This window comes from Hyphomonas sp. L-53-1-40 (assembly GCF_000682775.1).
In the GTDB taxonomy this organism is placed as follows: domain Bacteria; phylum Pseudomonadota; class Alphaproteobacteria; order Caulobacterales; family Hyphomonadaceae; genus Hyphomonas.
The window spans coordinates 729,543-741,863 of record NZ_AWFI01000001.1; the positions used below are offsets into that span (position 1 = coordinate 729,543).

Here is a 12,321-nt window from a genome sequence, read left to right on the forward strand (position 1 = left end):
AGGGGAAACCCTCTTTCGAGGGGCTTGATATTGACGGAACGGCTTGAATCTATTGCAGTTTTCGCTCGGCGTAGCGTCGGGCCTGCCTTGCGCGTGATTGAGGTCGCCTTGGTCGTGGGCATTGGCTTGGCGACGGCAAAGCTCATTTGGCTGGCGGTAGAACCGGGCGGGGCAGTCTCTCCGGACATCCCGGTTCGCTCCGTCGTGCAGCCCCCGCAAGGTATCGCCACCAACATATCCGTGGATACGTCCCGGCTCCTCCACGAAAATCCGTTCGGCGCGGCTTCCGCCCTCGTGGCAGATATCCCGGACGCGCCGGAAACCAGTCTGAACCTCAAGCTGCGGGGCGTTCGGGCGTCTTCCGAAGAGCAGGGCGGCATCGCCCTCATCAGCACACCAGACAACCGGACTGCAGCCTATTCGCCCGGCGAAGCCATCCTTGAGGGGGTCACCCTTCACCGGATTTATGGGGACCGCGTCACGCTCCGGAAGGGCGGCCAGACGGAGGCCCTGATGATGGAAGGCGGCGCCGGCCTGCTATCGGTCCTGACCACGCCGGGCCAGCCTGACCCCGAGAGCAACAATTCTGCCACGGGCTCCACCAGCGCCCGGATCGCCCGCGCCGACCTGATGTCCAGCATCACGATAGATCCGGTCCATCACGGTCAGGAATTTGTCGGCTACCGTATCGGCTCCCGGGGTGACGCTGACGTGATGACCCGCGCGGGTCTTCAGCCCGGCGATGTGGTCGTGGGCCTGGATGGCGCAGACATCAATGACGTTCCTCCGGCAGAGCTTGCCCGGAAATTCTCCGATCCTAATCCCGTTCGTCTGAAGATCGACCGGGACGGAAAGACAATTGACCATACCCTCGCGCCCGAGGAGGCCCGATAGACATGAATTTGAAAACCCTCTTGTCCGCAACGGCAGTTCTCGCAGCATCTCCGTCGGCCTTTGCTCTGGCCAATGAGACGCCGGCGGATACGGCGCGGCACATCCTGAATTTCGAGGATGTCGAGCTGTCCGCCCTTATCGCGGACGTATCGACGGTGACGGGCTACACGTTTGTCGTGCATCCGGAAGCGCGCACCAAGCGGATCACGGTCTCCTCCACCACGCCGCTGACGCACGAGCAAGTGTTCGATGTGTTCCTGTCCTCCTTGCGCGTGCACGGATTTACGGCGATCCCGGCCGGCAAGGACACATATCGCATTGTCCCGGAACAAAGTGCTGTGGGTGAGGCGGGCATGGGGGCATACGGATCAAACGCCTTCACCACCGAAATCTTCAGCCTCCAGCATCTGAACGCCCTCGAAGCAGCGAAGATGCTCAAGCCAGTGATTGACGAGCAGGGACAGGTGATTGCCAATGCCCAGTCGAACACGCTGGTCGTGGTAGATTATGCCTCCAACATTCCCCGCTTGCGCAGCATGGTCGACAAGATTGATGCCGACCCTTCGGTGACCGAAACCATCCAGCTGGCCAACACCTCCGCCACGGAAGTCGCAAACATCCTGACCTCTCTGAACACCAGTGCCGGCGAGGACGCCTACAAATCCAATTTCAGGGCCATAGCGTCCGAGGCGGGCAATGCGCTGATCCTGCGCGGTGATCCGGCCGCCGTTGAGCGCGCCAAGCTCGTGACGGCGGATCTGGATGGCCGCGACCGGCTTCAGGACACGATCCGGGTCGTCCCGCTGAATAATGCGGATGCGGCCGATGTCGTGCCGATCCTGCAGCAGGTGGCCTTTGCCATCGACAAGCGCCGCGGACTCGCGGATGCAAGTGAGGCCACCACGATTGCCCACCATGATTCCACCAACTCGTTGGTCATCAGCGCGGCGCCGGAAACCCTGCTAAGCCTCGAGCGCGTCATTGGCGATCTTGATCGGCGGCGCGCCCAGGTTCTGGTGGAGGCCATCATTGTCGAAATGGCGGACGACACGGCGCGGCAACTCGGCCTTCAATTCCTGTTGTCAGGAACTGGCAGTAGTTCAGTCCCGTTCGCCACGACAAACTTTTCGGCCTCGGCGCCAAACCTGCTCACGCTTGCGGGGGCAATCAGCAGTGACACGCCATTTTCAGGGGACGAGGACAGCGCAGTCAGCGACTCTCTGACAACGGCGGCGCTCAACTCGCTGCTTGGCTTGACCGGAATCACGGTTGGTGTCGGCGGACAGGATGGCGATACACTGTTCGGCGCTGTACTGACGGCTGTGGAGGCGGACACGAATTCCCGCATTCTCTCAAAGCCCTTCAACATGACTCTGGACAATGGGACATCGTCTCTGCTGGTCGGGCAGAATGTGCCAATCACGACAGGTCAGGTGCTGGGGGACGATAACACAAATGCTTTCACGACCGTGGATCGCAAGGATGTGGGGGTTGGGCTGACCGTTACGCCTCGAGTGTCGAATGATGGAACGATCCGTATGCAAATAACACAAACCGTGTCCAATGTGGCCGGTGCGATTACAGCGGGCGTGACAGATATCGTGCTCAATACGCGAGAGATCAATACCAGCGTGATCGCCGACGATGGTGAGATCATTGTGCTTGGCGGCCTTATTGAGCAGACCGAAGCCTTTTCCAATGAGAAGGTGCCATTGCTGGGGGATATCCCTGTTGCGGGTCGTCTGTTCCGCACGGAAGGCAAGTCGCTTGGTCGGACGAATCTAATGGTTTTCATCCGTCCAACGATCGTTCGCGACCGTGCCGGAGCAAAAGCCGTTACATCACGATCCTACAATTACATCCGCGCCGAAGAACTCTGGGGCGGGGAGGGGAATGACACGTCCTCTATCGACAATTTCATGACAGAAGTGTTGGGAAGCCCGCCGCCGCAATGACGCCGACTGATTTCGCCCCGACCCAATTCACATATGCCTTTGCCAAGGAGAAGGGACTGGTCGTCCTGCCCGGACGGGACCAGCTGACCGTAGCCGTCCGTCAGGGCGCAGATCCGCTGGCGCTGGTGGAGGCACGACGCGCGCTCGGCAGCGTGTTTGCTCTGGAGTCGCTGGACAAGGACTCCTATGATCGGTTGCTGGCCGAGGCCTTTGCGTCTGGCCCGATGGCGGATGATGACGTCGATGCCGCCGTGGAGAGCCGGGGCGGTCTGGAGAGCCTGATCGACGATATCCCGAAAGCTGCAGACTTGCTCGACGGGCAGGATGACGCGCCGGTGATCCGCCTGATCAACGGCCTGATCCACGAAGCCATCAAGCGCCGCGCGTCCGACATTCATATCGACCCGTTCGAAAACCATCTCTCGATCCGCTACAGGATCGATGGCGACCTCGTCGAAGTTCTGACTCCGCCGCGCAAACTGGCCGCGCCCATCTTGTCTCGGATAAAGGTCATGGCGCGGCTCGACATTGCCGAAAAGCGTCTCCCGCAGGATGGCCGGATTTCGCTGTCAGTGGGCGGACGGTCTATTGATGTGCGTGTGGCCACACTCCCCACCCGGTATGGGGAGCGGGTTGTGCTGCGTCTGCTCGACACAAAGAACGCGCTGGTCGGCCTTCCGGAACTCGGCATGGATGCAGACACGCTGGAGCGTTTCTCCGATGCGCTGGCCCAGCCAAATGGCGTGATCCTTGTCACCGGGCCGGTCGGCTCCGGCAAGACAACGACGCTCTATGCGTCGCTCTCGCGCCTGAACAACGGTCGCGACAACATCATGACCCTGGAAGACCCTGTTGAGTATGGTCTGCCGGGCATCAGCCAGACCCAGATGGATCACAAGGTCGGCCTGACCTTCGCGGCGACGCTCCGCTCCATTCTTCGCCAAGATCCGAATGTCGTCATGGTCGGCGAGATCCGGGATTCCGAAACGGCGGAAGTCGCGTTTGAATTCGCCTCCACGGGCCGTCTCGCTCTGTCCACACTCCACACGAACAGCGCTGCAGGGGCAATCACCCGCTTGCGCGACATGGGGGTCGAAGCCTACCTGCTCGCGTCCACGCTGCGCGCAGTGATGGCACAGCGCCTCGTCCGCCGCCTTTGCCCGAATTGCAAGACAGAGCGTCCGGCCACCGCGGTGGAACTCGACGCTCTCGGCTTTGGCGCAGGTGACACCGTCATGGTGGGCGAGCCGAATGGCTGCTTCTCGTGTGGCAATACCGGCTTTGATGGCCGGATCGGTATCTATGAGCTTCTGGTCGTGGACAGCAATATCCGCGACCTGCTCGGGTCCGAGGCCAGCGAGCACCGGATCGACGAAGCCGCGTTTTCGGGACATGACCGCCTGATCGACAATGCGCGGCGCTATGTCGTCTCGCAGGAAACCAGCCCCGCTGAAGTGCTCCGCGTCAGCCGCAAGGGAGGTGGGTGATGCCGGCATTTGAGTATGTCGCCGTCGATGATCATGGCAGGCGCCAGAAAGGGATTATTTCCGCTGAAAGCCCGCGTTCTGCGCGCCGCGAATTGCGCCTGCGTGATCTCATGGCGCTCGATGTCATTCCCGTCAGCGAGCAATCGGCCAAGGCAAGCCGCATCGGCGGCCGGATCGGCGAAAAGCAGCGTGTCCTTCTGGTACGGCAATTGTCCGTACTCCTGCAATCGGGCCTTCCGGTCGAACAGGCGCTTGGCGCCGCCGCAGAGGATGCGGCAACCCCGCAGGCCCAGCGTGTCCTGCACGCCATCAAGACCGAGGTCACCGAAGGCGCGCGTCTCGCAGACGCGATGTCAGTCGCGCCAAAGGCGTTTCCACCGCTCGTGCGGTCGGTCGTCTCTGCGGGCGAACTGTCGGGACGGCTTGGTGACGTCATGGAGCGCCTCGCCACATATCTTGAGCGTAGTCACCAGCTTCGCCAGAAAGTCCAGGCGGCGCTGATCTATCCCGCCGTTTTGGGGGTGATGGCCATCGGCATGATCATCGCCATGATGTTGTTCGTGGTGCCGCGCCTGGTCGAACAGTTCGACTTGTTCGACACCGATCTGCCACTGATCACACGTATCGTGGTCAATCTGTCAGAAACCCTGCAATCGCATGGTATCCTGATCGCTCTGGCGCTCGCGACCCTGGTTTTCGCCGCGATCCGCGCCTTCAGGGTTCCCGCGGTGCGCCGCGCAATTGATCGCTACAGCCTGAACCTACCGATTGTAGGCTCCTTGAACCGAACGGTTTGTGCGGGTCGCTTTGCGCGGGTTTTCGCGACGCTCTCCGGCTCTGGCGCGACCATTCTCGAGGCTTTGAGCGGAGCGAAGGGTGCTTCCGGCAATCTCGTCTTCAGCGAAGCGGCGGACCAGATCGCCGAACGCGTGCGCGAAGGCGGCTCCTTTGCCGGCGCGCTGAAGGCCACCGGTGTCTTCCCGCCCATGATGGTGCACATGGTCTCCAGCGGAGAGGCCGGGCGCGACATTCCCGGCATGATGACCCGCGCGGCAGACTATCTGGACAATGAATTCGAAACGGGATCGTCCACGCTCCTGTCCCTGCTGGAGCCGCTTATCATTGTTGTGCTCGGCGGGCTGGTTGGCCTGATCGTTCTGTCGGTTATGTTGCCGATCCTGCAACTCAATACTCTCGCTATCGGATAGGAGGCAGTCATGCACTTAGTCACGCCCCGCACCCCTCAGGAAAAGCGCCGCAAGACGGCGGGCTTCTCGCTCGTGGAACTCATGGTGGTGGTTTTCATCATGGGCCTGCTTGCCACGCTGATCGTCATCAATGTTGCGCCGGCGACCGACCAGTCCCGCATTGGCAAGACACATTCCGACATTGCCGCGCTCGAAAGCGCGCTCGATATGTATAATCTCGACATGTATGGCTACCCTTCCGCAGATCAGGGGTTGGCCGCGCTGAGTACGGCGCCCAGCGGCGCACAGGCCGCGCAGTACCGCCCCGGTGGCTATATCAAACGCATGCGGACTGATCCCTGGGGCAATGAATATGAATACGCTTATCCCGGCACCCGGTCGGGCAGCGCCTATGACGTCTTCTCCACCGGTCCGGACGGACAGGCCGGAACGGACGACGATATCGGGAACTGGGATCCCGCTAGCTGATGACGCCAATCCTGTCCTCTCAATCCGGCATGTCTCTGGTTGAGGTTCTGGTTGCGCTCTTCATTCTGGCGCTGGCCAGCGCCGCGATCGTCATGACCTTGCCGCGCCAGCCTTCCCGGATCGACCGGGAAGTTGCTCGGCTCGAATTGGCGATAGATCGTCTGACGGATGAGGCGATTGCCTCCGGAGAGGTGCGCGCTATCCGGTTGGAGGACGATGAATATGTGGCGCAGGCTTGGCGCGACAGTCGCTGGGTCGCGCTGCCGCGATCGGCGCACAAATTGCCATCCCCTCTGACGATCTCTGTCTCAACGACGCGGCGGGGACTTCAGGAAAGTGATCTGAAGGATTGGCCAGACATCGTGGCAGATGCGACCGGCATCGTGTCAGCGCGGCCGCTGACCCTTGCCGAGGGTGCGGACCGGCGGGTGCTGACCGTGTCCTCGTCCGGCATGGTCGAGGTGGAGCGCTGACATGAGTTCTCCGCGTTCACAGCAAGGCTTCACGCTGGTCGAAGTGCTGGTTGCGCTCGGCGTGTTCAGTATTGCTGCCATGTCGCTTGCGCATCTCGGGAACGAAACCCTTGCCGGCGCGCGCCATGTGGATCAGCGTTTCCTTGCCACTGTCGAAGCTGACAATCTGATGGCCGAAGCGCTTGTTCGTCCCGGCGACATTCTGCCGGGTGTGAACACCGGGCAAAGCACGCAGCGCGGACGCAGGCTGACCTGGATGCGCACGATCAGCGCCACCGGACGGGAAGGCCTGTTTTCGGTGTCGGTCACGATAGGCGATGCTGAAACGGGGCAGCAACTCGTGAGCCGCCAAACCCTGATGCGGGTGCCGACATCATGAGCAAGTCGGCCGGGTTCACCTTGATCGAAATGTTGGTCGCGCTCGCCGTGACCTCGCTGCTCATGGTGGCAGGTTCGACCCTGTTGATCCAGACATTACGGTCCGGCCAGATGGTGGAGTCCCGCACAGAGATGGTTCGCGATCAGGACACAGCCCATAGCCTGCTGCGGGATGACCTCGCCAATGCGACCCTGCGCCTGACCCAACCGCCCAATGGGCTCGATGCTCCCAAGGCCTTCAGCGGCGGATTCTCCACGTTGGAACCCTTACTGGCCTTCACGCGGGGCGGCTGGATCAATCCCGGTCATGTCGAGCCGCGGGGCGACCTGCAACGCGTGGAATACTTCCTGACCGACGGAAGCCTTGTTCGCCGCGCCTGGCTGCGCCCTGATCCGGTCTACAACACGCCCTATGCAGATCGCGTGATTGCCGACGATCTCGACAGCGTCGGTCTGCGCTTTCTGACCGGCACCAGTTGGCAACTGGACTGGCCGGGCCAATCAGACACGCTACCGGATCTGGTCGAGCTGACTTTCGTGTTCGGAGAAGGAGATGAGTTGCGCCAGCTTTTCCTTGTTGGGGGCGCAGGATGAAACGCTCGCACCGTTCCGATCATGAGCGCGGCGCGACCCTGCTCAGCGTCTTGCTCATCATCGTCCTGATGTCGACGGCGGCGCTCGCGGCGACCGATGCGTTGGCGCGGTCTGTCAGCGTTTCGCGAGTCTCAGCCAGCCGGGCCGACAGCTTCTGGGCAACACGCGGGGCCTTGTCTGTGGGTGAGACATTTGTGAACGAGGTCCTGGCAAAGACAGACGGAGCCTTGACGCCAGACTCTCTGTTGTTCCGTGAGCCGATTGTATTTGCGTATTCGCGTGGGACAATTTCCGTCCGGTTTTACGAGGCCACGAATTGCCTGAATCTGAATGCGCTTTCGCTGGGGGACGATGAAGCCTCCGCCGGGAGCGTGTCCCCCGACCAATTCCACCGCATGCTTGAGGGCGCAGGCCTGTTCAACAGCGAGGCGCAGCATCTGGTGGATTCGCTGTCCGACTGGATGGACGCGGATACCAGTCCCCGCGCCTCCGGCGCCGAAGATGGCGCGTATGGAGGCCGGGCAATCCCTCATCGGACGCCGGGACAGCGGCTCGTCTCTATCAGCGATCTACGCGCGATCGACGGCTTCACTCCAGATGTAATGAACGAGATTTCGAACCTGATCTGCGTCCGTTCAAGGTCGGATGATGCACCGCTGAACATCAACACGCTGACAGCGGATCAGGCGCCACTGCTGGCAGCGCGCTTCTCCGACGAGTTGTCCACAAGCGAAGCCGAACAGCTGATCCTGTCGCGCCCGGAAGGGGGGTGGCTGAATGTTGGTGAATTCCTCCTGTCGCGGGATGTGGCCAGTATCGCGCCGGAATTGCGCCGGGATAGCGCGCTGTCGATACGCTCCGATCAGATTGGGGCTGCCATTTCGATTGCCTCCGACACGGGCACCATTCGCATCGATGCGACCTATGGGCGTGGCACCGATGGCATTTATGTCCTACAGGGCTCAAACAGGAGATCAGGCTGATGCGGCCGAGACTTTACACGCAAATCCCGAGGGACGGCGACAACTGGCGGTTCGTGCGGAGCGGTCCGTCCGGGCTTGAGCCCGTACCGGAGAGCGCTGGCATTCCATCTGGTGCGGATGTTGTCGTCTTCGTTCCCGGAACCGAAGTGACAGCGCACCGGGTGCGTGCGGCGGCCCGGCGGCCGGTAGAACTGACGCGCCTTGCGACGTTTGCCATCGAGGATGATCTCGCCGTGCCGGTCGAGTCCGTTCACGTCGCCGTGTCTGCGGATCAGGACGATGCGGGGTTCCGGATGGTCTATGCCGTGTCCCACGCGGTCATGCAGCATTGGCTGGACCAGCTTGAGGCGGCCGGCCTCGGATCGGCCCGGATTGTGCCGGATCTGTCCCTGTTGCCGCCAACCGAACAGGTCGATTTCGGTCGCTATCAATTGCTGACCATCGAGGGACGTCCCGTTGCGTTCGACAACGACTGGCCGAGTGATGTCATGTCGGCGCTCCTCAAGGGCACGGAGGCAAACGCCGCTCCCCGCCGCGAAGAGTCCCTGACCGAACTGGCGCTTTGGGCCGAGGCGGCGCCGCGCCTGACCGATCTCCGGCAGGGCACATATGCCCGCGCCTCTGAAATCGGCATCTCTCTGAAACAGTTTCGCTTGCCCGCGGCGCTTGCGGCCACCCTGTTTGTGGCATGGGGCGCGCAGACGGCGCTGTCGGTGCATACGATGAAGAATCTGACGACGGCGCTGGATGCGGAATCCCGCGCGCAGTATGCCGCCGCTTTCCCGGGCCAGCAGGTGCCGTCCAATCCTGCCGCCGCCTTGCGCTCGCGCACCGGGTCAGCGACCAGCGTCGCCGCGCCCAGCTTCCAGCAGACCAGTGCGGCGCTATACGGAGCGGTGGAGAGTGTCAGCGGAGCGAATTTGGTCAGCTTGCGCTATGACCGCGCCATCGGTGAACTCCGTGCCACGCTGACATATCCAGCCTTTGGAGCTGACCTGGATCTGAAGACGGCGGTTGAGGCCACCGGCCTGCAGGTCAGTTTGGGGGATACGCGCCTTGAGGATGGACGGGTTGTGGGCGATCTGTCGATTGGAGGCCGGTCATGATGGGATACTGGAACAGCCGCACCGGACGAGAGCGGGCATTCATCAGCGTGGCACTCCTGCTCGTGATTGTCGCGCTCCTGCAATTCGCGATCGTGCGGCCCCTGATGGCTGCAAAGGCGGACTCGAAATTGGCTCTGGAAGCCGCCAGTCGGCAGCTCGACGTGGTCTCTGCGGAGCTCACCTCACAAACGACGCGCGTGGCCGGTGCCACTGCCGCCCGCGCCTCCAGTCAGAACTTACGGTCGGACCTGTTGCAGCTTGCCAATGCGAGAGGCCTGTCCGTGTCGCGGTTGCAGACCGCAGATGACGGCCGACTGATCCTGCAGTTTGAGCGGACGGTGCCGACGCTGGTCTATGCCTGGCTGGCCGATGCGGACATGCGCTATGGCGCCGTGCCTGAACGCGTGACCATGTTCGCCGAGGAGGCTGGCTATGTGCGGGCAAGTTTTGAGTTTGCGGGAGGCGGGTCATGATGCGGACAGGATTTCTCTTTGTCGCGCTCTTCGTCATCACGCTGATTGGCGGTCTGATCGCTTTCGCGCCCCTGTCCTTTGCCTTGCGCCAGTCAGGTATCGCGGATCGCGGCGTCAGCTGGCAGCAGGCGCGTGGGTCGGTTTGGCATGGTCAGGTCACCGGCCTGTCATGGCGCGGCACGCCGCTCGGTGCGGTCAATCTCGATTCCGATGTTTTGCGTTTCGTGACAGGCAGCCCGTCGCATGACGTGTCGTGGAGCGGGCCGTTTGGCCAGGGGCGGGGCAGGATCAAGGCATCCGGATCGTCTGTTGTGGCGGAAGAAGTGTCCTTGAATATTCCGCTAACGGAACAGGTTGGCGCCGATCCTGTTATTGCGCAGCTCGGCAGCAGCCTCCGACTCTCGAACGGCTCTGTGAAATTGTCTGGCGACCGGTGCGAGGCGGCGGCGGGGAATGTGACGAGCGATGTGGCCCGCCTTGCCGCGGCATCGTTTGGCCGGGACTGGCCCGTCCTCAGCGGTCCGCTGACTTGCAAGGACACCCGGTTGACTGCGCAATTGTCTGGGGATGCGGGAGACGGCACACGCATTGTCCTCAAGGCCGTTGCACAGGATGGGTTTGAATTGGAACTGACCAATTTTGATGATGAATTGCGCGCTGCCTTGCTGGCTGCGGGATTTACAGACCGGAATGGTGCGCTGGTCTACACGCGGTCCGTGAACAGAATGGAGACAAGGCCATGAGGCAGGTAATTGCGATTGTCGCGGGGGCGCTGCTGCTGGCGGCATGTGCGAGCGGCGACAAGAAGCGGCCCGTTCCGCCGGCGCCAGAGGTTCCCGAGGCAGGCAATTTACCAGTGCAGGATCTTGCGGATGGCGAGTGCGCGCTATTCCTGTGGACCCAGGGCGCGCCGCGACGCTTCATCTACTTCTCCAAGGCAGGTAGTCAGACAGCCGAAACCATGCTGTCGGAAACCCAGCAGACCATGGCTCTGGTCCGCCAGGGCGGGACCTTGTTCGGACAATTCATGACCGAAATGGATTACACGACCATCGAGGGCGAGACGATGTCCCTGCGAATCACGCCCGGCGAGATGGTGGAGGGCGGGCAAAAAATCTCAACTGGCCGTATCAAGCTACTGAATGATGGAGGTTGGGAGACCGTGATTCCTGTGGCGGGTTTGCGGGCGTGCCAGCCGGATGCTGAGTGATTGCAAGGCCTTCGGGTCGGGCGGCTCCAAGCGGGCTACATATAAGATACGCAAACGTGTCATTACTTGACGTAAATCTGTCATACATCGTATTGTGACACTTATGTTACAGAAGCAATACAGATATATGTCAATCTCCGCTCTGGCGCTTGCGGCGCTGGGACTGACTGCGAATGCCCAACAGGCATGTGACCTGTCGGATGGTCTCGGCCTGCAGCCTGCTGCATTCCAGACCGAAACCGAAGCCTGTTTTGAAGGCCTCAATGGCGTCACGCCGGATACGTTCATGCAAGGCCAGCTTGGCCAGTTCACGGCCGCTGACCGCAGCGACGCTGGCAAGGCGAGCCTTGAAACCCTCGCAACGCTGAACGAAGCCGCGCGTATCCATGCCTATGACATGGCTGTGCGGGGCTATGTGTCCCACGAGGACATGGAAGGACGCAGTCATCTCGACCGGGTCCGCCTGCTGGACCGCACCCACCTCATGGGGGCCTTCGGTGCCAACATGGCCATTGTGGATGACTCGGCCACGCCTGAAGAAGCCTATCGTGCCCTGATGGCAGACCCTGCCAACAAGGCCAATCTCAAGCGCGGCGAGTTCGATCATACCGGTGTGGCGGCTGTGCGCGCCAATGGCCGGATCTATTTGGTCCAGCTGTTCTCCCGTGTTGAAGGGACGCTGCAGGCTCCGATGCCGACCCAGATGAACGGCAAGACTGACCTCAAGGCCGTCTTCGCGGAATCCCGCGCTGAGCCACTTGGCTGGTCGGTTGTCTCCACGTCCGGCAATGTGCTCGCCAAGGGCATCGGCGATAGCGTCCCGGCCAGCGAGCTGAAGGGCCAGTCTGGCTATCTGACCATCGACATGGCACTCGGCAAGGACCGCTACACGCTCAAAGGCCCTGCGGTCTCACTGTTCTGAGCCGCGCACTGTCTCCAAAAATGAAGAAAGCCGGTCCCCTCGGAGGGCCGGCTTTTCCTTTGGAGCGGGTGAAGGGAATCGAACCCTCGTCGTCAGCTTGGGAAGCTGCTGCTCTACCATTGAGCTACACCCGCGCGCGCAAAGCCATTTGATCCGAAATTTCTTGTTGA

Annotated in this window: 14 protein-coding genes and 1 tRNA gene; 14 read left to right on the forward strand and 1 reads right to left on the reverse strand. The window is 61.7% G+C overall.

From position 1 onward, the window contains the following. Positions 1-30 precede the first annotated feature (30 nt). The 14 genes from L53_RS16180 to L53_RS03480 all read left to right on the forward strand — a co-directional run bounded on the left by L53_RS16180 (position 31) and on the right by L53_RS03480 (position 12,151). The gene (locus L53_RS16180; RefSeq protein ID WP_051607515.1) at positions 31-894 is read left to right on the forward strand and encodes a type II secretion system protein N; all 864 of its coding nucleotides are present in this window, start codon (positions 31-33) and stop codon (positions 892-894) included. 2 nt (positions 895-896) lie between these two features. Then, a complete protein-coding gene (gene gspD / locus L53_RS03420; RefSeq protein WP_034811491.1) occupies positions 897-2,849 on the forward strand; it encodes a type II secretion system secretin GspD in 1,953 nt (650 codons plus the stop codon). After that, complete coding sequence (locus L53_RS03425) at positions 2,846-4,336, forward strand: GspE/PulE family protein (RefSeq protein WP_034811493.1); 1,491 nt, start codon at positions 2,846-2,848, stop codon at positions 4,334-4,336. The genes gspD and L53_RS03425 overlap by 4 nt, the downstream gene beginning before the upstream one ends. Continuing rightward, positions 4,336-5,544, forward strand: coding sequence for a type II secretion system inner membrane protein GspF (gspF, locus tag L53_RS03430; RefSeq protein ID WP_034811496.1), 1,209 nt, complete (start codon positions 4,336-4,338; stop codon positions 5,542-5,544). The genes L53_RS03425 and gspF overlap by 1 nt, the downstream gene beginning before the upstream one ends. 9 nt (positions 5,545-5,553) lie before the next feature. Then, positions 5,554-6,012, forward strand: coding sequence for a type II secretion system major pseudopilin GspG (gene gspG, locus L53_RS03435; RefSeq protein ID WP_051607516.1), 459 nt, complete (start codon positions 5,554-5,556; stop codon positions 6,010-6,012). Continuing rightward, positions 6,012-6,485: a type II secretion system protein J gene (locus L53_RS16185; RefSeq protein ID WP_051607517.1), complete on the forward strand. Its 474-nt coding sequence runs from the start codon at positions 6,012-6,014 to the stop codon at positions 6,483-6,485. The genes gspG and L53_RS16185 overlap by 1 nt, the downstream gene beginning before the upstream one ends. Position 6,486: 1 nt before the next feature. Beyond that, positions 6,487-6,864: a type II secretion system minor pseudopilin GspI gene (gspI, locus tag L53_RS03445; RefSeq protein ID WP_051607518.1), complete on the forward strand. Its 378-nt coding sequence runs from the start codon at positions 6,487-6,489 to the stop codon at positions 6,862-6,864. Next, positions 6,861-7,457 (forward strand): type II secretion system minor pseudopilin GspJ, encoded by a 597-nt coding sequence (gene gspJ / locus L53_RS16190; RefSeq protein ID WP_051607519.1) that lies wholly within the window; start codon positions 6,861-6,863, stop codon positions 7,455-7,457. Before gspI ends, gspJ begins: the two co-directional genes overlap by 4 nt. Continuing rightward, positions 7,454-8,440 carry a type II secretion system minor pseudopilin GspK gene (gspK, locus tag L53_RS03455; protein WP_034811498.1) on the forward strand — a complete coding sequence of 329 codons (987 nt, stop codon included), beginning with the start codon at positions 7,454-7,456 and terminating at the stop codon, positions 8,438-8,440. The genes gspJ and gspK overlap by 4 nt, the downstream gene beginning before the upstream one ends. Then, on the forward strand, positions 8,440-9,546 hold the full coding sequence (gene gspL, locus L53_RS03460; RefSeq protein WP_034811500.1) for a type II secretion system protein GspL: 1,107 nt from the start codon (positions 8,440-8,442) through the stop codon (positions 9,544-9,546). The genes gspK and gspL overlap by 1 nt, the downstream gene beginning before the upstream one ends. Continuing rightward, positions 9,543-10,019 carry a type II secretion system protein GspM gene (gene gspM, locus L53_RS03465; RefSeq protein WP_084333014.1) on the forward strand — a complete coding sequence of 159 codons (477 nt, stop codon included), beginning with the start codon at positions 9,543-9,545 and terminating at the stop codon, positions 10,017-10,019. Before gspL ends, gspM begins: the two co-directional genes overlap by 4 nt. Continuing rightward, a complete protein-coding gene (gene gspN, locus L53_RS03470; protein WP_034811504.1) occupies positions 10,016-10,762 on the forward strand; it encodes a type II secretion system protein N in 747 nt (248 codons plus the stop codon). Before gspM ends, gspN begins: the two co-directional genes overlap by 4 nt. Beyond that, a complete protein-coding gene (locus L53_RS03475) occupies positions 10,759-11,229 on the forward strand; it encodes a hypothetical protein (RefSeq protein ID WP_034811507.1) in 471 nt (156 codons plus the stop codon). The genes gspN and L53_RS03475 overlap by 4 nt, the downstream gene beginning before the upstream one ends. 127 nt (positions 11,230-11,356) lie before the next feature. After that, positions 11,357-12,151, forward strand: coding sequence for a CAP domain-containing protein (locus L53_RS03480; RefSeq protein ID WP_034811509.1), 795 nt, complete (start codon positions 11,357-11,359; stop codon positions 12,149-12,151). 60 nt (positions 12,152-12,211) lie between these two features. On the opposite strand, the gene L53_RS03485 is transcribed toward L53_RS03480, so the two are convergent. Then, positions 12,212-12,285: transfer RNA gene (locus L53_RS03485), tRNA-Gly, on the reverse strand. Between the last annotated feature and the right edge of the window lie 36 nt (positions 12,286-12,321).

What these genes read in the sequence shown, in the direction of transcription:
- gspD (WP_034811491.1), top strand. Translation starts at nt 897, where the DNA reads ATGAATTTGAAAACCCTCTTGTCCGCAACGGCAGTTCTCGCAGCATCT.
- L53_RS03425 (WP_034811493.1), top strand. Translation starts at nt 2,846, where the DNA reads ATGACGCCGACTGATTTCGCCCCGACCCAATTCACATATGCCTTTGCC.
- gspF (WP_034811496.1), top strand. Translation starts at nt 4,336, where the DNA reads ATGCCGGCATTTGAGTATGTCGCCGTCGATGATCATGGCAGGCGCCAG.
- gspG (WP_051607516.1), top strand. Translation starts at nt 5,554, where the DNA reads ATGCACTTAGTCACGCCCCGCACCCCTCAGGAAAAGCGCCGCAAGACG.
- L53_RS16185 (WP_051607517.1), top strand. Translation starts at nt 6,012, where the DNA reads ATGACGCCAATCCTGTCCTCTCAATCCGGCATGTCTCTGGTTGAGGTT.
- gspI (WP_051607518.1), top strand. Translation starts at nt 6,487, where the DNA reads ATGAGTTCTCCGCGTTCACAGCAAGGCTTCACGCTGGTCGAAGTGCTG.
- gspJ (WP_051607519.1), top strand. Translation starts at nt 6,861, where the DNA reads ATGAGCAAGTCGGCCGGGTTCACCTTGATCGAAATGTTGGTCGCGCTC.
- gspK (WP_034811498.1), top strand. Translation starts at nt 7,454, where the DNA reads ATGAAACGCTCGCACCGTTCCGATCATGAGCGCGGCGCGACCCTGCTC.
- gspL (WP_034811500.1), top strand. Translation starts at nt 8,440, where the DNA reads ATGCGGCCGAGACTTTACACGCAAATCCCGAGGGACGGCGACAACTGG.
- gspM (WP_084333014.1), top strand. Translation starts at nt 9,543, where the DNA reads ATGATGGGATACTGGAACAGCCGCACCGGACGAGAGCGGGCATTCATC.
- gspN (WP_034811504.1), top strand. Translation starts at nt 10,016, where the DNA reads ATGATGCGGACAGGATTTCTCTTTGTCGCGCTCTTCGTCATCACGCTG.
- L53_RS03475 (WP_034811507.1), top strand. Translation starts at nt 10,759, where the DNA reads ATGAGGCAGGTAATTGCGATTGTCGCGGGGGCGCTGCTGCTGGCGGCA.
- L53_RS03480 (WP_034811509.1), top strand. Translation starts at nt 11,357, where the DNA reads ATGTCAATCTCCGCTCTGGCGCTTGCGGCGCTGGGACTGACTGCGAAT.